This is a genomic window from Ilyobacter polytropus DSM 2926, from assembly GCF_000165505.1.
Lineage (GTDB): Bacteria > Fusobacteriota > Fusobacteriia > Fusobacteriales > Fusobacteriaceae > Ilyobacter > Ilyobacter polytropus.
In genome coordinates, this window is sequence record NC_014633.1 from 661,426 (window position 1) to 688,398 (window position 26,973).

Below are 26,973 nucleotides of genomic sequence, written 5' to 3' on the forward strand. Positions count from 1 at the left end.
ATCCTCCTGTTACTTTATAAGATTTAGGTATTCTTCGTATGCCTGATAATAATCCATCTGTATGTTGATATAATTAACCTGAGCTTCTCTAAGGTCTGATTCTGTCTGCAAATAATCTACTGTATCTAACAGTCTGTTGGCATATTTTTCTCTGTCTATCTCATATATCTCATTTGATGTTTCATAGGCTTTTTTTCTTGTTTCTATAAGACTGTAAAGAGTTTTCATCTCAAGATATGCCGAAGTTATTTCTTTTTTCAGTTCCTCTATACTGTCATCTCTTGAAATTTCAGCCTTCTCTGTATCCAGTTTTGCACTTTTGTAAGAATCCATGGAACTTCCAAAATTAAATATCTCCCACTCAAAACTTACCCCTATACTCCACTGCCAGTCTTCTACATCTGCAGAATCTGAAAAACTAGCAAGATCCGAGCTTTCATAAGCATACTCGAGATCCACCTCTGGTAAAAATTCACTTTTAGCAGCCTTTTCCTCTATTTTTGTTATCTCAGCTGTTAAATTTAACTTCTTCGACTCTAGACTTTCCTTCACTGCATTTTTCAGATCATTTTTAAAGTTAATTTTTTCAGGATTTATTTTCTCTGTATCTATATTTGATAGCTGAATCTCTTTTTCAAGGGATATCCCCATCAATTTTTTTAGTGTCATCTTTTCTTTTTGAATTTCATTTTTGGTATCTATAATGTCACTTTCGTTCTCATAGAGAGAGGATTCAACCTTTAGAATCTCACTTTTGTCTATAAGTCCTAGATTGTAAAACTCCTGTTGTCTATTTAGTTCCTCTTCTTTTTCACGCTTGGAAGTTTCATATACTTCCAAGGTCTTTTGAAGTTGAAGTATAGCTATATATTCTTTAACCACTTCAAGCCTGGTGTCCCACTTTTCTTTCTCATAAGTGAGCTCATATAATTCTTTGCTTTTTTGGGATCCCTCTATACCATAAAAGATCTCTCCACCTGAATATATAGGCTGTGTCAATACTATCCCGTTCTCAAAATAACCGTCGTCGTAACTGTCACTTTTGTCATCTGTGTAGTTACTTTCCAAGCTTATGGAAGGTAGCCCTTCTTTATAAGACTGCTTATAAAGAAGATCCTGCTGTACTGTCTCTATTTTACTGTTTTTAAGGTCGCGGTTATTTTCATAAGCCATGTCCACAGCCTTTTCCAAGGAAACTTCCATACCAAAGGAACTGCATGACATTACCATCATCAAGCCCAATATTTTTTTCTTCATCTAATCTTCTCCTTATAAAAGTATCTGTATTTAATTCAAATTGCTACTTAAAAATTGTAAATAAATTACTGAATTTATCCAAAGTTCCGTTACTTTTCCTTGATGAAAAGCACCCCGAGGGCATTTCCTCCCTTCGGTCAGGGCATAACCAAAAATCAAGGCCTGTGAAAAATAAGCTAAATGCCTTCGGAAATCTAAGTAGAGTAATGAAACTCAGAAATTAAGTTTCTGAGAACCATAAAATATACTCGTATAACTCGTTATTTTATGGTCACTCGCTACGCTCAGACAGTCGATTTTTTCTAGAGATTTCTTTCAGTCATTCTTAACGCTGATTTTGTCAATGGCCGAAAGAATTTCAAAAGATTTAAAAAAATTATTTAAAGATTTTAAATTCCCCTTTAAAAAATACCGTTAAGAAATCATCTTGTGAAATCCACTTTCATTGAAATAAGGAGGTTTACCGACTATATTTCAATAGAAAGTTAGTTCAGAAGGGATTTTAGGTATTTTTTAGGGGTGCCTTTTCTTTGGTTACTTTCTTTGGGCAAGCAAAGAAAGTAACACAGCCTTTCGGAGAAATTCAATACTCTAACCAAAGTTAGATATAAATAACAACTCAGTTTATATTTACAAAGTATAATAATCCTTAGAGTCACTCTAAGGTCAATAATAAATCTTCCTGTATACCTACAAAAATCCCATGATACATTAATGCCTTTCTTCTGTGTCATTTCAATGTCCGGCAGAGTCCTAAAATCAGATAATATAAAAGGGAGTTCCATAAGGAACTCCCTGCAATAATTATTAAACTGTTTTACCCATAGTCAGAAAAATCCTGTTAGGATTTCTAGCTTACCTAAAATTTCCAGCTGACACCTAGGTCTATGTTGTTTTCACCAAGATCATCCTGCTGTGTATATGAATACATGATTCTGTAAGTCAGGGAATCATTTACGTTGTAGTTGAATCCTGTCAAGATGCTGTAAGTGTCTTCATCGATATTGGCTCCCTGGATTTTGAAGCTTTCTGCATTGGCATCACCTTTGAAAGAAGCCTTCTGGTCTTTGTTTAAGTCGGCATATTCATGCTCCCAAGATCCACCTAGACACCATACCAGTTTGTCAGTAAGATCTACATCAAGTCTAAGTCCGAGTTTGCTTGTTACTGAGTCTAGACCCTGCTTTTCTACGTCAAGAGCTGCCAGTCCTATACTTCCGCTTTCTGTGAAGCTTTCTCTCTCTATTCTTGAATAGCCCACACCGATTGACGGAACCATAGTCACTCTTTCACTTAATTCTATATTTTTATTCAGATCTGTACCGATACTCACACTGTAACTGTCATAATCAGAGTTTGCCTCAAGACCCAGTGTAGTTATCTCACGGGTCACATCATTTTTAGAGTACTCTGCCCCTAGATGAGACGCCAGCATATAGTCCTTCCCAAAGTACAACTTATGAGTCATTCCAAGATGGAAGGTCTCTGTCTCAGCATCACTGCCGTCGTCGTAGTCATTTCTCATGTCGAAGTAACCATAAGACATTCCCATTGAAGAGTTTTCTCCTATTATTTTTTCGGTTATACCAACGAATCCAGAACCGTGAGTGTCATATTCCACACCTGTCTGATCAAATCTTCCGGTAGTCCCCAAAACGTCAAAATGCTGAATATATTTTTCTTCTCCCTGCAAAAAAGAATAATTAGGGCTTTGTGTAAAGGTATCTGAAGAGAGTTCCGCCGTAGCACTATCAAGCAACAGAGCAAAATCACTCTGTCTTTTCCCCTTTAACGTCAGAGGGCTGCTCATCATAGAATTAATTTTTCCTGTAAACATTTTATTTACCTGAATATGCTCATCAACCAAATTGCCGTACATCTCCCCACCTAGTTCGCTGACGGCTTTTTCTGCATCATCCATAGAAACATTTGACAGAGCCTCATGTATACCCAGGCTATCCTGGTCATCATCTAAAATGTTTATTATTTGAGTTTCATCATTATCCTCGGTGGTTGCTCTCAGTTCATCGTATACATCCTTTCCACTCAAGGTAACCACTGTCTGAGTTCCGCTTTCGTCTATATCTGTGACACTCCATCCCAGAGTTTCTACAAATAGCTCATCATCATATTCCAAGGTTCCGTCTTCAGCCACAAGATTACCGTCTGAAACAACGTTGGTAGTAATTAGATCTCCTCCGAATATAACTTCATAGCTAGATTCAGCGGCAGTATCTAGACCACTTACGTAAAACTGAACCTTACCTGTGTCTGAAACTGTGATATCTCCTCCGAACGTCTCAATCTTAGGAACCAGTATATCACTTCCAGATATCTCTGTATTCAGAGTAAGAGTTCCATCGATTGTAAGCCCTGTAGCCGTTCCCCTGTAAGGTGTATATCCGTCATAAGGGTTCATGATTATCTCATAACCTTCTGCAAGAGTAGCAGTCGAACCTGTGCTTATCTTAAGCTCATTAAAATCATAAATGTTTTTTTCTATGAGCATTTCCGAAGTTTTATAGGCATATAACATATTGTACCCGCTTTTATCACCGTAGATATCTCCAGTTCCATCTACGTTCACACCGGTATAAGTTAAATAATTGTACCCTTCTCCAAAAAATTTAATATCTCCATTTATCTTACCACCAGAAACTGTTACTGTGTTTGTACCTCCTGATTTCATCAGTACGTCTCCATTAATATTATTATCAGAATTGGAATTTGTCAGAGTATTGTTGCCAGTATCTGAAGTCATTATAACTGCTGTATCCGCACTTATATTTCCACTATTGTTAAAGGTTCCACCTTGAGAAAAATAGAAACCTATCCCGTGTCCTTCAGTATAAACGTTTACATCCACGCTACCATAGTCCGATTTATTTTCTGTATAGTAGATTCCTATAACATCAGCACCTGTCAAAGAAGCCACATTAAACCTTGTTCCCTGACCGTGAAGGTAACCTCCATTCTCTAGCTTTAAGCCTACGAAAACTTCACCTTCAGACAAACCTCCTGTATTTTCGAGAATATTTGTATCAGTATAGCTGTGAAAACACGTATAAGTATCATGTTTAGAGCCTACCACAAGGGTTTTATCACCACTATCGCCTGTAAAAGGATTTAAAGTTTTTGCAATAAAAGTTGTATTTTTATCATTTACATTAACATTCTTGTAATTACGGTCATGATCAGGCAGGCTATTTCCACTTCCAGTATAAGCTGCCTCTCCCATAGTCACAATTCCATTCTTTACAACAATACCATTATTAATATTAATTATGTTATCCCCTATAACTATCCCACTGTTTGTTTCTATTATACTACCATCACCGGTAACAATATCCCTGTTATCATTGACAGAAGATATAGCCATTGCCACATTCCCTGTTATAAGCATTGTAACTATTAATCCCACCGTTATCCTGATCTTATTCTTAAAGCTAGACTTAAACCTTTTTGTAAAACTGTTATTTAAATTCATAATTCTCCCCTTTTATATTTTTTTAAAAAGATCAAACCCCTAAATTCGATCTTCTTCCTTTGATAACTTATAATTCAACATATCTGTATATAAATTTATTATTTTTTAAAAGTTTTAAATAATCCTGCCATTTAAATTCCATTGAAAATGTTTTTGTGTCATAACTGTGTCGCTTTTGTGTCATTCATGTGTTGCAGTTGATTATCGGGATAATATTACCCCAATTTATACCTATATGCAAATTTATATCTGTAAATACTCCTGTAAATTCAGATATTTTTGAGTTTACTGTCAAAAAATATGTATTTTAAACAAGTCTAAATTTTGAAAAATTTAAAAGAAATCTATAATTATCGCACGAATATATTTATATTGTGATATTTTTGATATTTTTTTATTGTAATTTTATAAAAATAAAAAACATCAGAAAAATTTTTCTTTTTAGATTTTCCAATGATTTGAAAAGACCCAAATAATCTATAAAAAATTTTTAATATGTTTTTATCCTCTGTTGCTAACTTTATTTCAAACAGTAACCTAGGTTAAATTAATAGGGATGTTTTATTTTATTCCCAAATAGTATATAATTTAAAATAATATAGATATTTTATCTGATCTGGGTTTTAAGAATTATTCAGATAGATTTATTTCAAATTAAGGGGGAATTTACATTGGATAAAAAAATAGGATTCATAGGCTGCGGAAATATGGGAGAGGCTATTCTGGGAGGAATCATTTCTTCTGGTGTTTTAGAAGGAAAAAATATCTGGGTTTCTGAGCTTAGCAGCGACAGATTAAAAGAACTTTCTGATAAATACGAGGTAAACACTACCACTGACGGGAAAGAGGTGGTTAAAAACACAGATATATTCATAATCGCAGTAAAGCCGAATATCTACCCTGTGGTTCTAGAAAATATAAAAGAGCTGATAGACAGCACAAAAACAGTGGTGACAATAGCTGCAGGAGTGACTATCGCCTCAGTGGAAAATATTATCGGGTCTGACAAGAAAATCATCAGAACCATGCCAAACACCCCGGCTCTTGTGGGAGAGGGGATGACCTCTATATCTCCTAACGGTGTTGTAAAAGAAGATGAAGTTGAAGAGGTAAAAGGAATATTCAAAAGTTTCGGAAAAGCCGAGATTTTATCAGAATATCTTATTGACAGCGTGATAGGTGTCAGCGGTTCTGCTCCTGCCTATGTATTTATGTTTATCGAAGCCTTAGCCGACGGGGCAGTTTTAGAGGGGATGCCAAGGGAAAAGGCCTATCAGTTTGCAGCACAAACAGTCCTTGGGTCGGCAAAGATGGTATTAGAGACAGGAAAACACCCTGGTGTCTTAAAAGATGCAGTCTGCTCTCCTGGAGGGACAACTATAGAGGCTGTAAAAGTTTTAGAAGAAGAGGGATTCAGAAAAGCTGTAATAAAAGCAGTAGAAGCCTGTGCATCAAAATCAAAAAAAATGAGTAAATAAATTTTGCTTCACAAATTAGACTGCAAATTAAAATAATTTCTGATAATTTACACGATATATCAAAAAGCTTAAAGTCAAAAGATTTTGTCACGAATGAAAATCGATAAAAGATAAAAAAATTATCACGAATAATAAAAAACTTTTGGTCACAGAGGACGCAGAGAAAAAGAAAAAGGTTCACAGAGAAAAAATAAAAAAACAACTTGACTTGCCAATATAATTTTTATAAAAGACTTTCTGTAAACTACAGGGAGTCTTTTATACATTAGTATTGCATTTTTATTAATTAAAAATTAACTTTTTTTAACTTGTCTTAAAGAATAAATTATATTATAACTTTATTAATGTACATTCTTAATTTCTGATAAATTATAGGGGGGAAAAACTTGGAAAAAAATATAATTTCCCAAGAGGAATTAAAAGATTTTGAAAAAAAAATAATAAAACAGATATCTGGTTTCAGAACCAGAAAATTTAAGAATCCCTTATTAATAATTAATACCGGGGGCACAACCTCTAATCGTAAAGTTAAAACTTTTATCAACAAATTTTTAAATACATTAAATGAGTATCAATCCTTTGACACAAACTACCACCTCATCCTGGCAACAGAAAAAATCGAAAATATGGAAATTTTTTCAGAAAATTCCAGAGTTGAATTCAAAAAATACATAAACTCTATCAAGCCTCAAAGTACAGACTACAGCCTTTTAAATCCTATTCATTTTATAAGCACCTTAAACTTCAAACCTGATATTGTTTTTATATTTAATATGTCTAGAAACAAAGACTGCCTCAATGACACCAAAGAACTACGAGATGATTTTTTATATATTTCCAAAAAATTAGTCTGGATACTTCCTGAAGACTATGCCGATGAATTCACTAACCTTGATCCACATATTATTAGTCAGAAAAAATATATCGAGATAAGCACAGAGTCCCAGTGGAACAAAGTAGATATTTTCCAGCGGGCATTGACTCTGGCTACAAAGGCACACAAAAATCAATGCAGAAAAGGAACGACGACCCCCTATATTGTTCACCCTGTCATGGTGGCTATGCTTTTAAGGGAAGAGGGATGCCCAGAACACCTTATTTTATCAGGCCTTCTCCATGACACTATAGAAGACTCTCATATCACCTATGAAGACATAAATACAAAATTTGGTAAAAAAGTGGCAAAAATAGTCCTTCATCTTTCAGATAAAGATAAGAGTCTTCCATGGGAGACGAGAAAACAATGTGAGATTGACTTTTTAAAAAAGGATGCTACGCCAGAAGAGATAATAGTAGCCTGTGCAGATAAATTTCACAATATCTCATGTATCAGTGCCGACTACAAACAAGCAGGAAACCATGTGTGGAAAAGATTTAATGCACCGAAAGAAAAACAGCGATGGTATTATTACGAACTTTTAAATATTTTTGAGAATAATTCAGAAACTTTGGAGTCACTTTCGCTGTATGAAAAATTCAAAAATAAAGTCTATGAAGTTTTCCCGGAGTAAGTCTCCGGGTTTTTTCTATTATGGCACAATTAAAAATCAATGGTGGAATTTTATTTTTTTTTAGATATAATGTCTTTAAAAATAAAAGTATTTGTAAGGAGACTTTATGATTCTGTGGGAAATTTTTTGGTCATTTTTCAAAATAGGGGCATTTACTTTCGGAGGAGGATATGCCATGATTCCCCTTATTGAAAAAGAGATCATCACAAATAAAAAATGGATAGATGAAGATGAACTATTAGAAATAATATCTATAGCACAGATGACTCCTGGAGTTATAGCCATAAATACCGCTACATTTGTAGGAAGAAAATCCGGCGGGGTAAAAGGTGCCCTGGTGGCTTCAGCTGCTGTGGTTTTACCCTCGCTATTTGTCATATCTATAATAGTAACTTTTTTTTCCAAAAGTTTTGAATCTGCCCTGGTGCAAAAATTCCTGACTGGAGTCAGGGCAGGTCTTCTGGCTCTAATGGCAAACTCACTCCTCAGACTTTTTAGATCTGGAGCCAATAACATAGTGGGAATAATTCTTCTCACCATAAGCCTGACAGCACTTATATTATCTATGTTATCCCCTATTACCCTTATTATTTTTGGATCTGTAACAGGTATTATGCTCTACAGGTTTTTTCCTGAGTTCACTATGAAATACCTTGGTGGTGGTAAAAAATGATCTATTTTAATCTATTTTTTACATTTTTTAAAATCGGTCTTTTTACCTTTGGGGGAGGACTGGCCATGCTTCCACTTATCCAGCAGGAACTTTTGAGAAAAAACTGGATGACTGTACCGGAATTTTTGGACCTAGTATCAATAGCCCAGATAACTCCGGGAGCTATAGGGGTAAACTCTGCTACATATGTAGGAAACAAACTCTGCGGATTTTGGGGAGGAGTAACCGCCACTGCAGGGGTAATTACCCCATCTATAATTATAATCCTCATACTTTCTGCCATACTTATAAAACTAAAGGGAAATGTCTATAAGGATGCATTCTTTTTTGGTATAAAACCCATCACTATCGGGTTAATAAGTTATGCCGGATACACCATTGGAAGGGATACATATTTTATAGATCATAAAATCAGCATCACCCCTATACTTATTTCGATCTTTGCCTTTATTATCCTTAGAAAATTTAAGACGAATCCAGTTTACATTATTTTTCTTTCGGCTATAACTGGAATAATTTTTTTATAAGATTTTTCCAAAATAAAAAGGAGTCTTTAACCTATTACAGGCAAGACTCCTTTTTTATTTTTTCTTTCCTCTATACACCCCTGTCCTCAGCTCGTTGATATAATGCTCTAAGTCAGGTATCTTTTTTTCTATGGCGTACTGGACAGCTAGCTCTATGTCATAGGGCACTCTCACAATAGATATAGAGAAAGCTCCCTCCTCAAGGCTTTTATAACTTCCCTCTATAATTCCGTAGGATGCCAATGTAAACTCGAGAGGATTCCCCACACTTCCTACATTAAATATCATCTTTTGATCAAAACACTGGGAATAAGCTCCGTGAATATCTCCGTATATTATAACATCTGAATCAAGCTCAGAATCTTCTGGAGCCTCAAAGAGTTCAGCCTTTTCAACATAACTTGCCGAGGCATGTACCCTTTTTAAGACATCTTTAGGTGAGGCGTGACATATTCTGACTAATTTACCACTCATGTAAAACTCTTGATATAGTGGAAGGCTTTTCAAATATTCTAGTCTTTCTTTTCCTAGTATACCTCTGTGCCACAGTACTTCTTCAAACTCATTATCTTCCTGTTCTGAGATAAAATATTCCCAATTTCCTTTGACTACTATCTCACATTTTTTCCTTATAATGTCAACTGTTTCACAAGAACCCGGACCCTTTCCTGCAAGATCCCCAAGACAAAATATCCTAGATATTTTTCTATCTTCTATATCTTTTAAAACAGCTTCCAAAGCAGGTATATTTCCATGAATATCTGATATGACAGCTATTTTATCCATAATCTATCTCCTTTTGAAAATTGATATTAAAAAAATCTATGCTATAATCTATTATAATCCATTTTTTTTATTCTGTATATTAGAAAGAGTTATTTTTAATGTCTTATAAAGACTTGGATAAACAGTCAACATAAGTTTTACATTGTAATTTTTATTAAATAATTGTATAATACAGGGTATTTGTTATTCAAAGGAGTGTAATATGATAAAAATAGGAAAAAGACAAAAGATGAAAGTAAATAATATTGCGAGTATCGGTGCTTATATGGACGCTGAGACGGACAATCCTAAAGATAATATCCTTTTACCTAATAATGAGATTGAAAATATTGAGGTGGAACCTGGAGACTACCTAGATGTATTTATCTACCGTGATTCTGAGGACAGGCTAATAGCTACACTAAGAAAAACCTATGCAGTTGTAGGAGCACTTTCAAAACTTGAAGTTGTAGATATAACTGAAATAGGGGCTTTTTTAGACTGGGGACTCAATAAAGATATCCTGCTTCCTAGGGGTCAAGAAGAGGGAAAATTAAAATTAAGAAATAAATATCTCGTAGGTCTATACGAAGACAAAAAAGGAAGACTTTCTGCCACTATGCAGATTTATAAATTCCTTCTGCCTTGCAACGACTATAAGTCAAATGATCTTGTTTCAGCTACAGTTTACAGAATTCAGAAAGATATCGGGGTTTTCGTTGCGGTAGATGACAGATATTTCGGACTTATTCCAAAAAGTGAATGCTATGAAGAATATGAAGTAGGACAGGAATTAGAACTAAGAGTTATCAGAGTAAGAGAAGATGGTAAACTTGATCTTAGCCCTAGAGCATTATTGCACCAGCAGATGGACAAAGATGCAGAAAAGCTTATTGAAAAGATGAAACTCTATAGAAATACCTTTCCTCTAAATGACAAAAGTTCACCAGAAAAAATAGAAAAAATGCTTGGTATGAGTAAAAAGGCCTTTAAAAGAGCCATGGGAAGTCTTCTGAAAAACGGTCTTGTGACAAAAACAGAAGATGGATTTAAAGTCAAATAATAACAGTAATATCAAATACGTTTAATTTAAAAAACCGCCTGAGTATAGAGGCGGTTTTTTTCATATTCTTTTTATTATTTTCATATTTTTTTTAATGAGTTTTTCCCCTCTGCTGGTGTCAAAATATCTTATTAGGTAAAAGGCTGCTATGAGAAAAAGAAAACTTATAAATATTCCAAGGCCCTCTTTTGCACCAAAAAATTGTGCTATGAGATATCCCATTATCATAAAAAGTGGAGGCACAACATAAAGAAAAAGTCCCACTGAATACACAGAACTGTCTTCCATCTCAAGGAGAACTCTGTCTCCAGAATCAACAGGAAAGTCAGGAAGATCAACCTCTATAACAAACTCATCTTTCTTTACCTTACATTTTCCACAGCTTCCGCACCCTCCTTTATGGGCAGGCTTTACATTTACATAGGCTGTATCATCTTCTATTTGTAGTATTATCCCTTCTTTTTGCATAAATAACACCTCTTTTAAAAAAACAAAATATATGATTTACCCTAAGTTGCTCTATTATTTTAAATTAAATTATTGAATTTATCCAAAGTTCCGTTACTTTTCCTTGATGAAAAGTAACCAAAAATCAAGGCCTGTGAAAAATAAGCTAAATGCCTTCGGAAATCTAAGTAAAAATCAAAACTCGCTGCGCTCAAACAGTTGATTTTTTCTAGAGATTTCTTTTAGTCATTCTTAACGCTGATTTTGTCAATGGCCGAAAGAATTTCAAAAGATTAAAAAAATTATTTAAAGATTTTAAATTCCCCTTTAAAAAATACCGTTAAGAAATCATCTTGTGAAATCCACTTTCATTGAAATAAGGAGGTTTACCGACTATATTTCAATAGAAAGTTAGTTCAGAAGGGATTTTAGGTATTTTTTAGGGGTGCCTTTTCTTTGGTTACTTTCTTTGGGCAAGCAAAGAAAGTAACACAGATTTTGGATAAAGTCAGTAATTTATTGGAATTTATTTAAGCAGTAACTAGAATTGCTTATCCTTTTTAGTTGTGCCTCAGTGAAGTTTTCATCACAAAGATTATGTCACCTGAATCTTTATTTTTTCTTAAAAAACTTGGAAAAAATTCCGGATTTTTTCTCACCTTCAAATTCACTATCATCTATATTTTCTATAGACACCACTGTGTATCCCTCTTTTTCTATTGCTTCTTTTAGAATTTCTTCAGATACCATCCCTTTAATCAAAGCTTCCTTTTCTTCTAGTTTAACCTTTACTTCATTTATGCCCTCTATACCATTCAATGCCTTAGTCACAGCATTTACACAATGATCACACATCATTCCCTCTATTTTTATTCTCTTCATCTTATTTTCCTCCTGCTTATATTATTCAACCCTTTTATAAATTATACCCACACACCCTATTTAAAGTCAATAAAATTAAGAATAATGAACTTATATATGAAAAAAGCCCGGAATACTCCAGGCTTACAAAATTTCCACATCTGCAGATACTCTGTAGACTAAATCTTTTCTTTCGATTATTATCTCAGTCTTTTCTTTTAGATTTTCATCAGATTTGATCTCTTTAAACAATTCCTTAGACGGATTTACAGCCCTGGGATTTCCAACTATTCTCAGCATGCTGAGATCTCCTTTGGTGTCTCCGTAGGCAAAGCACTCATTTAGATTTAGATTATATTTTTCCCGAAAATGATCTATTGCCTTTATCTTATTTTCAGAATCCCACATTGGAGATATCTCTCCTGAAAATTTACCGTCTTCTGAAAAATATTTTGTTCCGCAGTAGTCATCGGCATCCCATTTTTGAGCCATTCTAGACACAAGAAAGTCCGGGCTTCCTGATATAAATATCACCTTATGTCCTTTTTCCTTATGAAATTTTATCATATTTCTAGTGTACGTATATACCCTGTTTCCCTTTAGATCCATAACCTGATCTGACACAAAGTCATTGTATTTCAAGGATATTCCCTTTATGGCTTCTACATAGGTATCTGCCAGTCCCATGAGATACTTATCGTAATCTCCGGTTCTTTCATCCCACTGCTTAAAACTGTTTTTTACCCTGTCCTCATACATTTGAATATTCAAGAGTTCATATTTTATGAGTTTCTTAAAATGCTCTATAAGGAGAGAATTTCTGTATATGGTACCATCAATATCAAAAAATGCTGCTGTCATTGTGAGTCCCCCTCAATAATTCTAGTTAATATAATAGTTATGAAGAAAAATAGAAATTCCTTTAATTTTATAGTGAAAATCTATCATCTATATGTTATCATTAATTAAGCTCCTTTTGGAGTATTATTTTAGAGCGGGGTGTTTTAATGAAAATAGAAGAGAGCAAAGTTGTAGTTTTGGATTTTATTCTTAGTGACGAAGATGGAAATATACTAGAAGATACAAAAGAAGTTGGCCCTTTTGCATATATTCAAGGGATTGGAGATTTCATTCCAAAAATAGAAGAAATTTTAGAGGGGAAAACTGAAGGATTCCAATCAAAAATAATCGTATCTCCTGAAGAGGGATATGGGCAGTACGATGAAGATCTTATCTCTGAAATGTCAAAGGAAGATTTTTCAGAATTTGATGATATTTATGAAGGACTGGATTTCCAGGCTGAAACAGATGAAGGAGTTATGGAATTCGTTATAAAATCAATTGAAGATGACGTTGTTCTTGTAGACGGAAACCACCCTTTTGCAGGTAAAAACCTTACATTTGATCTTAAGGTGACTGAAGTAAGAGACGCTTCAGAAGAGGAATTAGAGCACGGTCACGTTCACTTCTAAATAAATACCAGCAGTCAGACAGGCTATAATATTATAGCCTGTTTTTTTTTTGCTGAATTTCACTTAAATCCCTTTCTTAAAGGCCTTTTAAATCTTATTTTTTTGATAAAATTAAGTTTTTTGAAGGAATTTTATCTCCTGAAGAATATATCTATTGTAAGTATTATAAGTAAAAGAGGAGGGAATATTATGTCTGATTTCAAAAGTATGTTTCAATTTACTTTATCCAGTCAGTTACTTTCAATTGTCGGAGTAATTCTGATAGTTGTGGTAGGACTGATAATAGCTTCATTTATTGCCAAAAAAATAGGAGCTCTTATCAGTAAATCCAAATTCATTCAGGGGAAAATTTCCGAAGATAAAAAGGAACAGTCCCAGGTCTTCTTCAATGTCATTGTAAAGGCTATCTATTATCTGATTGTTATTTTTATAATAGTTGCCGCAGCAGAGAAACTAGGTTTAGGTAAATTTACAGAACCTCTCACAGGTTTTCTAAATTCTATATTTTTATATATGCCTAATATTCTCGGTGGTGTCTTCTTACTAATTATCACCCTGATATTTGCAAAATTAGGTAAATTCTTCACTGTAAAAATCTTTGATAAGATAGAATTAGACAAAAAACTAAAAGTAGGAGAAGGAACTTCTGTAACAAAAATATTAGGTGACGTTGTATACCTCATTATCTTTTTGATTTTTTTACCAGGTGTCCTTTCTGCCTTAAAACTAGACGGAATCTTAGAACCTGTAACCAATATGCTGAGCAAACTCCTTGAGCAACTTCCGAATATACTTGCAGCAGGAATTTTCCTAGTGCTTGGTTGGTTTATCGCCTTTAAGATCAGAGATATCCTAACTGGAATCTTAGAATCATTCAATTTAGATGAACGATTAAAAATTGACGGTAAAAAAGTATTTGAGGGAAATTTAAGTAAAATTATCGCAAATATCGTGTATATCCTAATCTTAATACCTGTTATAACAGCGTCTCTTGGATACATCGGTTTACAGCATATAACAGAACCAGTGGTAATGATGATAGAGGTAATATTCAGCTATCTTCCTAGAATTGCCGGTGTTGTTATAATTCTTCTTGTGGCTACTTTCTTTGCAAAACTTATAGAGGGCATAATTACAAGTCTTCTTAAGGGACTTCATTTTGATTCACACCTAGAGAAAACTGGTATGAAAGCCAAAGAAGATACTTACTCAAAACTTGTAGGTAAAGCTGTAAAAATTACCATTATATACCTTGCTATTATACAGTCCATAGATATACTTGAATTCACCGTGCTAAAAGACCTCAGCAGCAGTCTCACTGTGCTTTTAGGAAAAATATTCCTTGGATTATTAATAATTGCAATAGGCGTATATATTGCAGGCTTTGCTTCTGATATTATCAAGAAATCAGAAATGAAAAGCAAAGACTGTCTTGCAGCTCTTTCAAAAGCTTCAATTATTATCTTTGTTGGAGCTATGGGACTAAGACAGATGGGAATTGCAAATGAGATAATCAACATGGCCTTCGGATTCACTATAGGAGCTATTGCAATCGCTCTGGCTATCGCCTTTGGTATAGGTGGTAGAGATCTAGCTGCTAAGAAACTAAATGAATTAGACAATAAGTTAAATGAAAAAGATGAACAGCAACAATAACCTATAAACAAAATAAAGGGGAGCTTTAAGTATCTGATACTTAGAGCTCTTTTTTTTACTGAATCTAACTTCAGAAGCCTTGATTAGAGTATTTCCACATACTTTTAAATAACATATATTAATTTTTTAAATCACAATTTATTTAAGTTACTGTTTTCGGTTTCTCTTTTAGTTCTTACTTTCAATCTATTTGAAAGTATTCCTTAACCCTTCTGCTGCCGACTCTAAAGAAACTCTCTGGTAAACAAATAACTAGATTTAAATTTATAATACTTAGTTGAAGTATACATACTCTTATTTACTCCGATCTTCATCACAATGTCTATCCCGACTCCCAATTTAACAATAGAAAAATTGTAAAACTTTAAAGTAAAATATAGCCCAAAGTATCCAGAGAACAAAATTAGAGGATACTTTATTCAAAATCTGTATAAATATAGATAAGTTGTAGCAAACAAATATCACAACTATCAATGCGAACATTTAAAAATCAGTTTTAAGATATTTTATTGAAAAACCGGTAAAAAATTAATTTTTTTGATTGCTATTAACTTTAATGTTATTATATATAGTATTTACTAAATGATCTGATTTTGAAATACATTTAAAAAATTAATTTATATAAAGGAGATAAAAAATGGTTGCAGATACATTTTTAGAGATATTCAGTAAAGAAATAATTTTAAATCTAATCATAAGAACTCTAATATTTTCAGCAGTGGTTATGCTGACTCTGTTTTTCGTGAAAATTTCTAGAAAGGTAATGGACAGCAATCATAAACTTAGGGAGCTTGACCCCACACAATTTACCTTCATCAAACACTTTTTGGCAGGGATAATCTATTTTATCGGTCTCTTGTCTGCAGTGTACACCATCCCTTCATTTAGAAGTTTAGTGGTTTCCATATTTGCAGGTTCCGGTGTCCTCGCCATTATTATCGGTTTTGCATCTCAACAGGCTTTTTCAAACATAGTAAGTGGGATTTTTATAGCCATTTTCAAGCCCTTTAGAATCGGAGATCGAGTAAAACTAATCGGAAAAGAAACCTTTGGAATGATAGAGGATATCACTCTCAGGCACACCATGATAAGAACATTTGAAAACAAAAGGATAATAATCCCAAATTCGGTTATAAGTAATGAAATAATAGAAAACTCAAATATAGTAGAAGATAAGGTGTGCAACCATTTAGAAATAGGTATCAGTTATGACTCTGACGAGGACAAGGCCATTGAAATAATAAGAGAAGAAGCTATGAAACATCCAGCATTTTTTGATAACAGAACTTTTGAAGAGGTAAATGAAGGAATGCCTCCTGTGAATGTTAGAGTGGTAGGATTCGGAGACTCTTCTGTTAATTTAAAGGCTTGGGTATGGTCTAGAGACAGTGCATCTGGCTTTGTAATGAAATGTGATCTGAATAAAAGTATAAAGCAGAGATTTGATCGTGAGGGGATAGAGATTCCTTTTCCTTACAGAACTATTGTATTTAAAAAAGACGAAGAACAATATAAAAATACTGACGAAAGCGAGACTTAGATGAGAATAATAATAGATGCCGATGCCTGTCCCAAAGCTGTAAAGAAAATATGTGAAGATCAGGCTAGAAAACACGGAATAGAACTGATCATGGTAGTAGATGAAGCCCATGAAATATACGGAGATTTCACTGTGATAAAGGTGGTGCAGGGTATGGATTCAGTGGATCACAAAATAATCACCACCTGTATAGAGGGTGACATCGTAGTTACCCAAGACTACGGACTAGCCTCTATACTTCTCCAGAAAGCTTCAGGAGTGATCCACCCAAAAGGGTTTCTTTATACGATTTTCAATATCGAGTCCCTTATGTTTCAGAGACATATGGGTCAGAAAATAAGAAAAGCAGGTGGAAGAACCAAAGGTCCTAAAAAAAGAACTGGCAATGAAGACAAAGAATTTGAAAAAATACTTGTCTCAATCATTGAAAAAAAGCAGTAAAAAACAGCTGTAAGCATCTTTCTACAGCTGTTTTTTACTGCTTATATCTCATAATTAACTTAAATTACTATTTAAATATATTCTGATAAAGCTGCCAAATTTTTAGCCAGATATATTTTCTCTTAAAAAAGAGCATTTAATCATCAAAATTTTAATCTTCAATCAGTACGAGACTGCTTTCTATAAATTGTTTAACATGTATTTTACCGGGTTGTTTTGACTCTCCAGTTATATTTTTCATCTCTTTTCTCATTTCGGTAAAATCAAATAATTGGCTGGCATAATCTTCAAAAAGAGGGTTCATAGAATCTTCTATTCCCAGGGAAGCCATTGATTTAAATGCCTTTGTAATAACCCTACCAATACGTTTTTTCACTGCATCTATCTGCTGAATTCCATCTTCATCACTGATTAATGCCTTGTACATATCTGACAAAGAATAATCTGATTCTTGTGATTTAGACCATATAACCGCCTTAATCAGTTCCTCACAACCGCTAGAACCGATTATACCCAGTTTACTATATAGTTTTTTTAACTTTTCCTCATACCTAATCGCAGGTTTTTCTTCTGATCCCAAGTTATTTTTCAGTATACTCAGTACATCTTCAAATTGACTCAGTGCACCTTTTATTTTTAGATGTTCTATCACTTTTTTTATAACAGAAACAACCTCAACTACATTAATAGGCTTAGATATAAAAAACTCTATATCTTTCTTGTAGGCTTTTGCGATCATCTGCTTGTCTGACACTTCGGAAATCATTATAATCCCCTGATCGTATTCTTCTCTTATGACTTTTATAACTTGAAGACCGTCTTTATCAGGTAACAAAAAATCCAACAACACTATATTAGGCTTGAGCATTTTTATCTCTTCAATTGCATCTTCGCCATTAGAGGAACTCCCGATGAGCGATCCTTTAAAATATTTATTTGAAATATCTTTCAAAATAGTAACAATACTAGGATCATCATCTACTATATAAATTGTTGTCATCGGTTTCGCCCCCTCTCATCAGTGTTTCTTTCGGAATATCAATAATCATTTTGGTCCCCTTTTTTATTTTAGATTCCACTTTAATAACTCCATTAAAAGATTCTGTAACAATATTATGAACATGGGAAAGCCCTAATCCCGTTGACATTTTACCTGTTTCAGCGTCATACTTTGTAGTATACCCAGATTTAAAAATGACCTCCATTTTATCTTCTGGGATTCCTTCTCCGGTATCGACAACAGTAATCTCTATCTCTTCGTCTTTAAAGGTCATTTCGATATCTATCTCCCCAAAAGATTCGATGGAATCAATACTGTTAATTGTCAGATTATTTAAAATAGATATAATTGAGTAAAAGTCATTTGTCAAAAATATTTGGTCATAGTGTACAGACAAGGCTATGTTTTTATCCTTGCTTTTTATTAATTTCAATGCATTATCAGCCACAATATTTAAAATATCTTTGTTGGTCATATATTTTATATTGGTATCAGAGTGAAAAATAGTGTCCATACCTGCAATAACCCGCAGATAATCTTTTTTTATCTCATGAATATCCTTGGCAATCTTCAAAAAAGGAGTCTTTAATTTCTCATCTTCAGTGACTTCATAATAATGATGTACATAGGCAACCATATCTTCAATGTTATCCCTGGATTTTTTCAGAAAAAAGAGTTCTGTTTTTAATTTTGAAATAAACATAATACTTTCATGATAATATTTATCTCGCTCACTTTTTTGAAATTTGATAAGTAAATATCTTATCAAATAATAAATAAATAGTATAATCGATGTTCTTATGGCTCCTACAAGCATAATCTTGCTTAATATAGTACTAAAATCAACAACTCTCCAGATCTGCCTAGTTGAAACCTCTATAACGTTGGATATAGAATCACATGCCCAAATGCTCAGAAAAGCATTGAATGGATTATCTAATATCTGCCTTACTTTTAATTTCTGAAATAAAATCCCAAATGATAGATAATAAACCAGTAACGGCGTATACTGAGTAAATACATTTTCTAACGGAACCTCGTTGCTCAGGTAAAAAACAATAGACCGAAATAAAAAAGTCGATAACCCCAATGACATTGAGATGACCACGACATTATCATTCTTAAAACAAATTAAAAAAAGTGATAAAAAAATTGGTAATAATGTAAGATAAAAATTTGTGTTAAATGGAGTTATATAAAATGGCCCTATCAAAATAGCTACCATAGAAACAATAAAGATATTTCGAATTTTTATGTCACTCTTTTTTATCAATGTGATCTAACCGCCTTCTTTTTCATAATATTTTTTACATTGTATAATAATCATGTATAAATTAAAAGTGCTAATATTTTCATTTACACTAAATTTGCCCGTAATCAAAATCAAAAAAAATCAAATACTTTTGAAACTTTAGAAATAAATAAAAACAAAGTGATGTGCCATATAAAGCACATCACTATTTGAGGTGATTAAATTTTCTAAAAAAGAATTTTCTTTTTTTTCTCAATACTTGTAGTAGTTTTTTCTCTGATTATCTTTAGATATAAGAAAGATATTCTTCAGTATAGTTTCCTTGTTATTTTGATATAACTTTTACTCACTCATGCATGCCGCTAATTCACCTTTTTTTCTAACATTTTGCATCAAATAGACTACTCCATATAATATCAGGCCGATACCATAATAGTAATATCTACTTTCCATAGGAAGTTTAAACAGTATGGGTATTATTCCTGGAAAAAACAAAATTACTGTTATAATTGCAAATAACGGTAATTCATACCACCTGTTTTTAACAAGGAACCACCCTTGAGCAAGACTTGTGAATGCAAATGCTCCCAAACATGCCATCCCGAATATTAGTAACGCTTCAGGCCAGTTATCTATCCCTACAAGAACCAGGTCAGGATTAAACACAAACATAAATGGGATTACAGCTGTTCTTAAATCATATATAAATCCTTGAACACCTGTTGCAATGGGATCAGATTCAGCTATTGCTGCTGCAGTATATGCAGCTAGTCCCACAGGTGGAGTGTCATCAGCTAAAATTCCAAAGTAAAAACAGAATAAATGTGCAGCTACTGGGGCTACTGGATTAAGTGCATAAACTGCACTCAGTTTGATAATCACAGGAACTGTAATTGAAGCCATAACTATATAAGTTGCAGTAGTAGGAAGTCCCATGCCAAGTATTAGACTCGCAATTGCTGTTATGAATAAAAGTAAGAAAATATTTCCTTGGGATAGCACTTCTACTATTTGTACTATCATACTACCTATTCCCATGGAAACCACTCCAACCACTATACCGGCTGCAGCTGTAGCTAGGGCTACCCCCATCATATTTCTAGACCCATTTATTAGTCCACTTGTAATAAGTTTTATTCCGTTATTTAATCCTGTTACAAATCCTTCACCCCTCTTATTGGATCTGAATATTTCCTGTACAAGAGCCACAACAAATAAAACCATTATAGCATTGAAAGCTGAAAGTTTTGGAGAATGTCTCATTACCATAAGTTCATATACTAGCATCCCAAGAGGTATCAAATAGTGTCCCCCTGATTTAACCGTCTTAAAAAAGTTAGGAAGATCGGCTTTTGGAAGACCCTTTAAGCCCAATTTTAAAGCTTCTAAATGAGTTATGTAAAATAAAGCAAAGTATGATACAAAGGCCGGCACCGCTGCTGCTTTTATCACTTCTATATATGAGATTCCTAGATATTCGGCTATGATAAAGGCGGCGGCTCCCATTATAGGTGGCATCAGTTGACCATTTGTACTTGCGGCAACTTCTGTAGCTGCAGCTATTTTGGCGGGATATCCGGCTTTTTTCATCAAAGGAATTGTAAAGGTTCCCGTAGTAACAACATTTGCTATACTTGATCCAGAAATAAGTCCACTTAAGCCACTTGATACAACAGAGGCTTTTGCAGGTCCACCCTTGTATTTACCCAACAAAGAGAATGATAGATCGTTAAAAAACTGCCCTGCCCCGACTTTATCAAGGAGTGCTCCAAGTAGTACAAACAAAAATACCGTGTTTGCTGAAACATCCAACGGGATTCCGTATATCCCTTCTGTGGATAAAGATATCTGACTGATATATTTTGTAAGGGACACCCCTTTGAAAGCAAATATTCCGGGCATATTAGGCCCCATAAAGGCATATGTTGATATCAGTATGGATATTATCGGCAAGGCCGGCCCGATCATTCTATATGCTGCTAAAAGTACAATTATAACTGTACTTGTTCCAAAAATATAGTCAGTCTGGTTTGGCATCCCAGATCTCGACGCTATCCCTCCCTTGTCTAAAATTATATAAAGGATTACCCCTATAGACACAAAGGCAAGCAGCATGTCAGACAGCGGAATATAGTCTATTCTGTGTAAAAACTTCAATTTTTTCAGGGGTTTCTTAACTGCAGGAATACTTAAAAAAGCTAATACAACTGCAAATGTGAGATGTACAGCCCTTGTAGAAACACTGTCTAGTATTAAAAATTTAGGTAATGCCAACTGAAATACCGCCCATAAAATTGATATCCCAGATATTAATATTCTATCTATTTTTCTGTTGTTTCTTATTTTACCAGTTTCTTCTAGCAAAAGCTCTTCTGCTATACTTTCATCATTTTCAGACATTCTATTTCTCCTTCCTAAAATTCATAAATAAAATTTATGAATTTCACCCTAGTAAAGTATTTCAAGTTCTTTATAATAATAACCCCTGTTTACATGCACCAGGGGTTATGTTGTAAGTAGTTCAATTTAAATTATATTTTCGATAGTTCAGTTTATTACATAAGATCAGAATTAATGAATTTATCTAACCCAACTTCTTTATAATATTTTATCGCTCCTTTATGAAGAGGTGCAGATAACCCCTGTAACATGCTTTCTTTAGTTAAAACTGAATATGCAGGGTGAAGTTTTTTGAATTCTTCAAAATTTTCGAAAACTTCTTTAGTGATAGCATATACTATCTCTTCACTTTCTTCAGCAGATGTTACAAAAGTTGCCTTTACCCCTACTGAATCTATATCTTCTTCATTTACTGCGTTAGGATAATTTTTTGCCTCTATTTTAGCCTTTGCATAATAAGGCTTTTCTTTAATAAGTTCTTCTATTTCACTTCCAACTATAGGAACTATTTTAACTTTAACTCTTCCTGATGTAGCCTCTTTTATAGCTCCACTAGGATGTCCTACTGTATAGAAAAATGCATCTATTCTTTCATCTTGAAGTAGCCCAGGTGCTTCCACAGCTTTTACATTTTCTGCTTTTATATCATCTTCTGAGAACCCGAGCGTTCCAAGAACATCTAACGAGTTTTGTAGCTGACCAGATCCTACATTTCCGATATTAACTTTTTTACCTTTTAGATCCTTTGCTGAATTTATCCCTGCTTCTGATGATGCTACTAAAGTAATTGCTTCCGGGTGAATTGAAAATACTGATCTAAGATCACTCTGAGCTCCTCTTGATTCCCACTCAGCTTTACCAAAATATGCTTGATACTGTCTATCAGACTGAGCCACTCCAAAATCAAGGTCTCCTGCTAAAACTGCATTAATATTATATACAGACCCTGCTGTAGATTCTACCGTCGCCTTGATATTGTAGTCTTCTTTTTTATTGATCATTTTACTTATTGCCCCGCCTGTAGGATAATAAACTCCAGTTACTCCACCTGTTCCTATGGTGACAAACTGTTTTTTATTGGTTGTTGCCGAGTCTGACTTTTCTGAACCACCACAGCCTACAAATCCAAGTGCCAAAATTAAAGATACTGCTGTTCCTAATAAAAACTTTTTCATAAATTTCCCCCCTCTGATTTTATATTGGCATGCTATATACACACCATTTTATTTTTAAACTAAATTTGTTTAAAATTAAATTCACTTAAATATTTAATATTTTTACTCAGACAAATTATTTTTTAATTTCATTTTTATAAAATTTCATTCAGATATTTCAAATAAAAAAAGTCATAGTACTCCCATTTAAAAATAAAATGAAAGTAAAATGACTTTATATCTTTAAAGGGTAAAATAAAGCTGAACTTTATCTTTTCTTACAAAGATGCCTTTTACTTAAATAAAAATTAAAATAAATTTCTATTTGATAAATTATATTACATCCGGGACAAATAGTGACTGATGCGGACAAAATAAGACAAAATTTTTATATATGAAACAAATGATATTTTAATATAGCATTCATATTCATAATGTGTACCAAACTAATTAACGTCGACCCATAACACGTTTTATAGCTTTTTCATGTGCATTTATAGTAAAGTTTATATCATCAATAGTATGAGCTGTGGACATCGAATATCTATTTAAAGGCTTAGAATAAACTCCCAATTCTAATAAAGCATAATCAATCTCTTTTCTTAATTTACTATCAGCAGAGTTCATATCACGATAATTTTTGATCTTTTTGTCAGTGAGGACAATATTAAAGATACTACCCATACCTACTGTTTGCATTGGAATATTATAGGATTTATATAATCCTTCTAGTTTTTCTCTCAAGTAGTTGGTATTTTCAATCAAAGAATTCATAACATTATCTTTTTCTAGCTCATTGATCGTTGCCAGTCCTGCAGCCAATACAGTAGGATGTCCGTTATAGGTACCGCTGTGAAAAAGACCCAAAGATTTATCATCATTGCTGGCACTAGGTGTAAGTATATCTCCGTATCCAGTTGGGCTGACAATTTCAAGTATCTCTTTTTTCCCTCCTACCGCTCCTACTGGAAAACCTCCTCCTAAAACTTTCCCCAATGAAGTCAGATCCGGCTTTATACCGTAGATGTCTTGAGCTCCTCCAAGAGTTAATCTAAACCCTGTTTTTACCTCGTCATATATTAGTAAAATATCTAATTCTTCTGTAACTTTACGTAATTCTTGCATAAATTCAAGATCTGCAGGTATAAATCCACTTTGTACCGGCTCCATGATTACCGCTGAAATATCATCTGCATGTTTTTTTAGTATTTTTTTTGTTGATTCTATATCGTTAAAAGGTAAAATTACAGTGTTGTTTACATAATAATCAGAGATACCTCTTGATTCTTTAATTGTTTTAGGTTCTTTAGCATCACCAGCTTTTTGAATATCTGGATGTACACTTAGTAAAACCTGATCATAACCACCGTGATAATGGCCTTCAAATTTTGCTATTTTAGATTTTCCATTATAAGCCATGGCCATTCTTATGGCAAATAAAGTTGCTTCTGTTCCGGAATTTGTAAACCTAACCATTTCTATACCAGAAAATAATTCAATTATTTTTTTTGCCATAGTGGTTTCATTTATATGTGGTGTCCCAAATATTGCAGTTCCGTTGACCTGTAGTTGTTTATTTACAGCTTCTACAACACTAGTATGTCCATGACCCAATATCATCGCCCCATAACACAGTAAATAATCTACATATTCGTTCCCGTCCACATCATAGAGCTTGGATTTACCCGCCTTTTTCATCACTATCGGGTGAGGTTCGAAATATTTAATGTTTGCTGAAACACCACCTGGTATAACTTCACAGGCCTTTTCATACATCTTTCTAGAGTTACCAGTTTTTTTCTCGTAAAGTTTAAACTCCTCATTGATCATTTTTAATCCCCCCGTATCTAAAATTTAATGGTTAGTTAAAATTTTAGTCTAAATAATAAATTGCTATAAATATATTCTACTGGGGACAAAAGATGACTATTATAGACAAAATAATACAATATTTTTTTATTTTTTATAAATATCTCTAATTTTATTTAGCAATCGCCTTAATTATCTAAGAAAATAAAGCATAATTTAAAAATAAACTAAATTTATTCAGCCCCTGACTTTATTTTTTGATTTTTCTAGTATGTAAATCAGCAAAATAATTAGCCAACTAAAATAAAAAAACTTTATAAGAATTCCTGTATAAGATAATCAGAAAAATAGCGCTTATCATGATGATACACTAAAAAATTGATAATCAAATATAAAAACAGACCCTCAGAATATTTTATTCTCGAGAGCCTGTAGATTTATTTAGTAATTAAGTTTTATAGAAAACACAAAACTTGTTATAACCAATTTTAAAATTCAAATTTAATTAACTAGTTTTTTTCATCCTCTTCTCTTCCGTGGGTATAGCTAGGTAAAAGTATAGGCGAGACTCTATCTGTTTCAACACCGTTATATTTCATCTCATCGCTATATTTCTTAATATGGTCTAGAGTAAGTTCTTTTACCTCTATACTCTTATACTTTTCCCCTGCATCCTTTCCGGCTCTTCTTCCGAAAACTATTATATCCAATAAAGAATTACCCATAAGTCTGTTTTTACCGTGTATTCCTCCGGCACATTCTCCTGCCACATATAAGTTTTCCACCTGAGTTTCTCCATTTTCCTTTATCAACAATCCACCATTCTGATAGTGAAGAGTAGGATATACAAGAATAGGTTCTTTTCTCATATCTATTCCGAATTTCAGATACATTCTCATCATAGCTGGAATTCTCTTTTCTATAGTCCCTTCTCCGTGAATTATCTCAATAAGTGGAGTATCTAGCCACACACCCGACCCGCCACTAGGAGTAGGGAGCCCTTTTCCCTTGACATTACACTCTCTTATTATTGCAGAAGCCTCTACATCCCTTGTCTCAAGATGATATACAAACTGCTCTCCGTCTACGTTAAGAGGAGTCGCTCCCAGGCTACGTACTTTTTCCGTAACTAAGGCTCCGAAGATCTGAGCCGGATAAGCTACTCCTGTAGGATGATACTGGATAGTATCAGCAAAGGCCAGCTCTACTCCTACTCTGTATCCCATCACAAGACCGTCTGCTGTGGCCCCATAGTGGTTAGATGTAGGGAATCCCTGATAGTGAAGTCTTCCTGCTCCTCCAGTTGCCATTATTACAGTTTTCGCTCTCGCCACAAGGTATCTACCAGTTTCAAGATCGTGCAATACTGCACCTGCTGCTTTCCCGTCGCTGTCAAGAATCAGCTCTACCACAGGGGAGAACTCTAAAACCTCTATACCTTTATTTCTCACTTCATCTCTTAACACACGCATTATCTCTGCTCCACTGTAGTCTGCAGCCGCATGCATTCTTTTCCTTGAAGTTCCTCCACCGTGAGTTGTTACCATAGTTCCGTCTGCTTCCTTGTCAAACATTACTCCTAGGTCGTCTAACCATTTTATGGCAGAGGGAGCATCTTTTACCAAAGCAGCTGCAAGTTCAGGTACATTGGTGTAATGTCCCCCTCCCATTACATCCAAGTAATGTTTGTCAGGGGAATCATTTTCTTTATCTGCAGCCTGTATTCCACCCTCAGCCATCATCGTATTGGCATCTCCAAAACGAAGTTTCGTTGTTATGAGCACCTTGGCACCTTTTTCATCGGCTTCTAAAGCTGCAGCAGCTCCTGCTCCACCTCCGCCTATAATCAAAACGTCTACATCATAATCTATTTTTCCAAGGTTTATATCTATATTTTCTAGCTTACTCTTAGCCTCTATAAGATCAGCAAGTTCTTTTGGAACTCTCTGTCCCTTATTTACTCCGTGCTTTAAAACTCTGAAACCCTTGTCAGTGTAATCAGGATGATTTTCATTTAAAACATCTATCTTTTCTTCAGGACTCATCCTAGGAAAATCTTTTCCTAATCTTTGGGAACGTGTTTCCACTACTTTTTTCATCAGTTCCCTCATATCTGCCGTGTACATCCAAATACCTCCTCGCTATCCAAAAATTATGACTTTTTAAATAAATCTAATTAT

General features: G+C 33.9%; 21 protein-coding genes. 9 read left to right on the top strand and 12 right to left on the bottom strand.

What is annotated here, in order from left to right; translation table 11 throughout:
* Positions 1-9 precede the first annotated feature (9 nt).
* Positions 10-1,257 (bottom strand): TolC family protein, encoded by a 1,248-nt coding sequence (locus ILYOP_RS12965; protein WP_013388956.1) that lies wholly within the window; start codon positions 1,255-1,257, stop codon positions 10-12.
* A gap of 859 nt (positions 1,258-2,116) precedes the next feature.
* Positions 2,117-4,744 (bottom strand): autotransporter outer membrane beta-barrel domain-containing protein, encoded by a 2,628-nt coding sequence (locus ILYOP_RS12975; RefSeq protein ID WP_013388957.1) that lies wholly within the window; start codon positions 4,742-4,744, stop codon positions 2,117-2,119.
* Between the two features lie 671 nt (positions 4,745-5,415).
* Here ILYOP_RS12975 and proC point away from each other — a divergent pair.
* The 4 genes from proC (at position 5,416) to ILYOP_RS12995 (ending at position 8,933) form a co-directional block, all read left to right on the top strand.
* The gene (gene proC / locus ILYOP_RS12980; RefSeq protein ID WP_013388958.1) at positions 5,416-6,222 is read left to right on the top strand and encodes a pyrroline-5-carboxylate reductase; all 807 of its coding nucleotides are present in this window, start codon (positions 5,416-5,418) and stop codon (positions 6,220-6,222) included.
* Positions 6,223-6,608: 386 nt separating this feature from the next.
* Positions 6,609-7,733, top strand: a complete 1,125-nt coding sequence (locus ILYOP_RS15545; RefSeq protein ID WP_013388959.1) for an HD domain-containing protein — start codon at positions 6,609-6,611, stop codon at positions 7,731-7,733.
* A gap of 106 nt (positions 7,734-7,839) precedes the next feature.
* On the top strand, positions 7,840-8,406 hold the full coding sequence (locus ILYOP_RS12990; RefSeq protein WP_013388960.1) for a chromate transporter: 567 nt from the start codon (positions 7,840-7,842) through the stop codon (positions 8,404-8,406).
* Entirely contained in the window at positions 8,403-8,933 is a 531-nt protein-coding gene (locus ILYOP_RS12995; protein ID WP_013388961.1) for a chromate transporter, read from the top strand. Before ILYOP_RS12990 ends, ILYOP_RS12995 begins: the two co-directional genes overlap by 4 nt.
* Before the next feature lie 54 nt (positions 8,934-8,987).
* Here the strand turns inward: ILYOP_RS12995 and ILYOP_RS13000 are convergent, their stop codons facing one another.
* Positions 8,988-9,719, bottom strand: coding sequence for a metallophosphoesterase family protein (locus ILYOP_RS13000; protein ID WP_013388962.1), 732 nt, complete (start codon positions 9,717-9,719; stop codon positions 8,988-8,990).
* Positions 9,720-9,921: 202 nt separating this feature from the next.
* On the opposite strand from ILYOP_RS13000, the gene ILYOP_RS13005 reads away from it, so the two are divergent.
* Entirely contained in the window at positions 9,922-10,761 is an 840-nt protein-coding gene (locus tag ILYOP_RS13005; RefSeq protein WP_013388963.1) for a CvfB family protein, read from the top strand.
* 60 nt (positions 10,762-10,821) lie between these two features.
* Here the strand turns inward: ILYOP_RS13005 and ILYOP_RS13010 are convergent, their stop codons facing one another.
* The 3 genes from ILYOP_RS13010 to ILYOP_RS13020 all read right to left on the bottom strand — a co-directional run bounded on the left by ILYOP_RS13010 (position 10,822) and on the right by ILYOP_RS13020 (position 12,930).
* Entirely contained in the window at positions 10,822-11,229 is a 408-nt protein-coding gene (locus ILYOP_RS13010) for a SoxR reducing system RseC family protein (RefSeq protein ID WP_013388964.1), read from the bottom strand.
* A 591-nt stretch (positions 11,230-11,820) separates the two neighbouring features.
* Positions 11,821-12,090: a heavy-metal-associated domain-containing protein gene (locus tag ILYOP_RS13015; RefSeq protein WP_013388965.1), complete on the bottom strand. Its 270-nt coding sequence runs from the start codon at positions 12,088-12,090 to the stop codon at positions 11,821-11,823.
* Between the two features lie 123 nt (positions 12,091-12,213).
* A complete protein-coding gene (locus tag ILYOP_RS13020; protein WP_013388966.1) occupies positions 12,214-12,930 on the bottom strand; it encodes an HAD family hydrolase in 717 nt (238 codons plus the stop codon).
* 146 nt (positions 12,931-13,076) lie between these two features.
* On the opposite strand from ILYOP_RS13020, the gene ILYOP_RS13025 reads away from it, so the two are divergent.
* The 4 genes from ILYOP_RS13025 to ILYOP_RS13040 all read left to right on the top strand — a co-directional run bounded on the left by ILYOP_RS13025 (position 13,077) and on the right by ILYOP_RS13040 (position 17,178).
* A complete protein-coding gene (locus ILYOP_RS13025) occupies positions 13,077-13,541 on the top strand; it encodes an FKBP-type peptidyl-prolyl cis-trans isomerase (protein ID WP_013388967.1) in 465 nt (154 codons plus the stop codon).
* Between the two features lie 189 nt (positions 13,542-13,730).
* Positions 13,731-15,197, top strand: coding sequence for a mechanosensitive ion channel (locus tag ILYOP_RS13030; protein ID WP_013388968.1), 1,467 nt, complete (start codon positions 13,731-13,733; stop codon positions 15,195-15,197).
* Between the two features lie 637 nt (positions 15,198-15,834).
* Positions 15,835-16,737, top strand: coding sequence for a mechanosensitive ion channel family protein (locus tag ILYOP_RS13035; protein WP_013388969.1), 903 nt, complete (start codon positions 15,835-15,837; stop codon positions 16,735-16,737).
* Positions 16,738-17,178 carry a YaiI/YqxD family protein gene (locus ILYOP_RS13040; protein ID WP_013388970.1) on the top strand — a complete coding sequence of 147 codons (441 nt, stop codon included), beginning with the start codon at positions 16,738-16,740 and terminating at the stop codon, positions 17,176-17,178.
* Between the two features lie 151 nt (positions 17,179-17,329).
* Here the strand turns inward: ILYOP_RS13040 and ILYOP_RS13045 are convergent, their stop codons facing one another.
* The 6 genes from ILYOP_RS13045 to ILYOP_RS13070 all read right to left on the bottom strand — a co-directional run bounded on the left by ILYOP_RS13045 (position 17,330) and on the right by ILYOP_RS13070 (position 26,919).
* Positions 17,330-18,178: a response regulator gene (locus ILYOP_RS13045; RefSeq protein ID WP_013388971.1), complete on the bottom strand. Its 849-nt coding sequence runs from the start codon at positions 18,176-18,178 to the stop codon at positions 17,330-17,332.
* Positions 18,153-19,274: a sensor histidine kinase gene (locus tag ILYOP_RS15550; protein ID WP_187288122.1), complete on the bottom strand. Its 1,122-nt coding sequence runs from the start codon at positions 19,272-19,274 to the stop codon at positions 18,153-18,155. Before ILYOP_RS15550 ends, ILYOP_RS13045 begins: the two co-directional genes overlap by 26 nt.
* Before the next feature lie 498 nt (positions 19,275-19,772).
* Entirely contained in the window at positions 19,773-21,830 is a 2,058-nt protein-coding gene (locus ILYOP_RS13055; protein ID WP_013388973.1) for a TRAP transporter permease, read from the bottom strand.
* Between the two features lie 155 nt (positions 21,831-21,985).
* The gene (locus ILYOP_RS13060; RefSeq protein ID WP_013388974.1) at positions 21,986-23,005 is read right to left on the bottom strand and encodes a TAXI family TRAP transporter solute-binding subunit; all 1,020 of its coding nucleotides are present in this window, start codon (positions 23,003-23,005) and stop codon (positions 21,986-21,988) included.
* 429 nt (positions 23,006-23,434) lie between these two features.
* Positions 23,435-24,814 carry an aspartate aminotransferase family protein gene (locus ILYOP_RS13065; protein ID WP_013388975.1) on the bottom strand — a complete coding sequence of 460 codons (1,380 nt, stop codon included), beginning with the start codon at positions 24,812-24,814 and terminating at the stop codon, positions 23,435-23,437.
* A gap of 488 nt (positions 24,815-25,302) precedes the next feature.
* Complete coding sequence (locus tag ILYOP_RS13070; protein ID WP_013388976.1) at positions 25,303-26,919, bottom strand: FAD-dependent oxidoreductase; 1,617 nt, start codon at positions 26,917-26,919, stop codon at positions 25,303-25,305.
* Between the last annotated feature and the right edge of the window lie 54 nt (positions 26,920-26,973).

Coding starts and splice junctions, on each gene's coding strand:
- ILYOP_RS12965 (WP_013388956.1), bottom strand. CDS start 1,257: ATGAAGAAAAAAATATTGGGCTTGATGATGGTAATGTCATGCAGTTCC.
- ILYOP_RS12975 (WP_013388957.1), bottom strand. CDS start 4,744: ATGAATTTAAATAACAGTTTTACAAAAAGGTTTAAGTCTAGCTTTAAG.
- ILYOP_RS12990 (WP_013388960.1), top strand. CDS start 7,840: ATGATTCTGTGGGAAATTTTTTGGTCATTTTTCAAAATAGGGGCATTT.
- ILYOP_RS12995 (WP_013388961.1), top strand. CDS start 8,403: ATGATCTATTTTAATCTATTTTTTACATTTTTTAAAATCGGTCTTTTT.
- ILYOP_RS13000 (WP_013388962.1), bottom strand. CDS start 9,719: ATGGATAAAATAGCTGTCATATCAGATATTCATGGAAATATACCTGCT.
- ILYOP_RS13005 (WP_013388963.1), top strand. CDS start 9,922: ATGATAAAAATAGGAAAAAGACAAAAGATGAAAGTAAATAATATTGCG.
- ILYOP_RS13010 (WP_013388964.1), bottom strand. CDS start 11,229: ATGCAAAAAGAAGGGATAATACTACAAATAGAAGATGATACAGCCTAT.
- ILYOP_RS13015 (WP_013388965.1), bottom strand. CDS start 12,090: ATGAAGAGAATAAAAATAGAGGGAATGATGTGTGATCATTGTGTAAAT.
- ILYOP_RS13020 (WP_013388966.1), bottom strand. CDS start 12,930: ATGACAGCAGCATTTTTTGATATTGATGGTACCATATACAGAAATTCT.
- ILYOP_RS13025 (WP_013388967.1), top strand. CDS start 13,077: ATGAAAATAGAAGAGAGCAAAGTTGTAGTTTTGGATTTTATTCTTAGT.
- ILYOP_RS13030 (WP_013388968.1), top strand. CDS start 13,731: ATGTCTGATTTCAAAAGTATGTTTCAATTTACTTTATCCAGTCAGTTA.
- ILYOP_RS13035 (WP_013388969.1), top strand. CDS start 15,835: ATGGTTGCAGATACATTTTTAGAGATATTCAGTAAAGAAATAATTTTA.
- ILYOP_RS13040 (WP_013388970.1), top strand. CDS start 16,738: ATGAGAATAATAATAGATGCCGATGCCTGTCCCAAAGCTGTAAAGAAA.
- ILYOP_RS13045 (WP_013388971.1), bottom strand. CDS start 18,178: ATGACAACAATTTATATAGTAGATGATGATCCTAGTATTGTTACTATT.
- ILYOP_RS15550 (WP_187288122.1), bottom strand. CDS start 19,274: ATGTCATTGGGGTTATCGACTTTTTTATTTCGGTCTATTGTTTTTTAC.
- ILYOP_RS13055 (WP_013388973.1), bottom strand. CDS start 21,830: ATGTCTGAAAATGATGAAAGTATAGCAGAAGAGCTTTTGCTAGAAGAA.
- ILYOP_RS13060 (WP_013388974.1), bottom strand. CDS start 23,005: ATGAAAAAGTTTTTATTAGGAACAGCAGTATCTTTAATTTTGGCACTT.
- ILYOP_RS13065 (WP_013388975.1), bottom strand. CDS start 24,814: ATGATCAATGAGGAGTTTAAACTTTACGAGAAAAAAACTGGTAACTCT.
- ILYOP_RS13070 (WP_013388976.1), bottom strand. CDS start 26,919: ATGTACACGGCAGATATGAGGGAACTGATGAAAAAAGTAGTGGAAACA.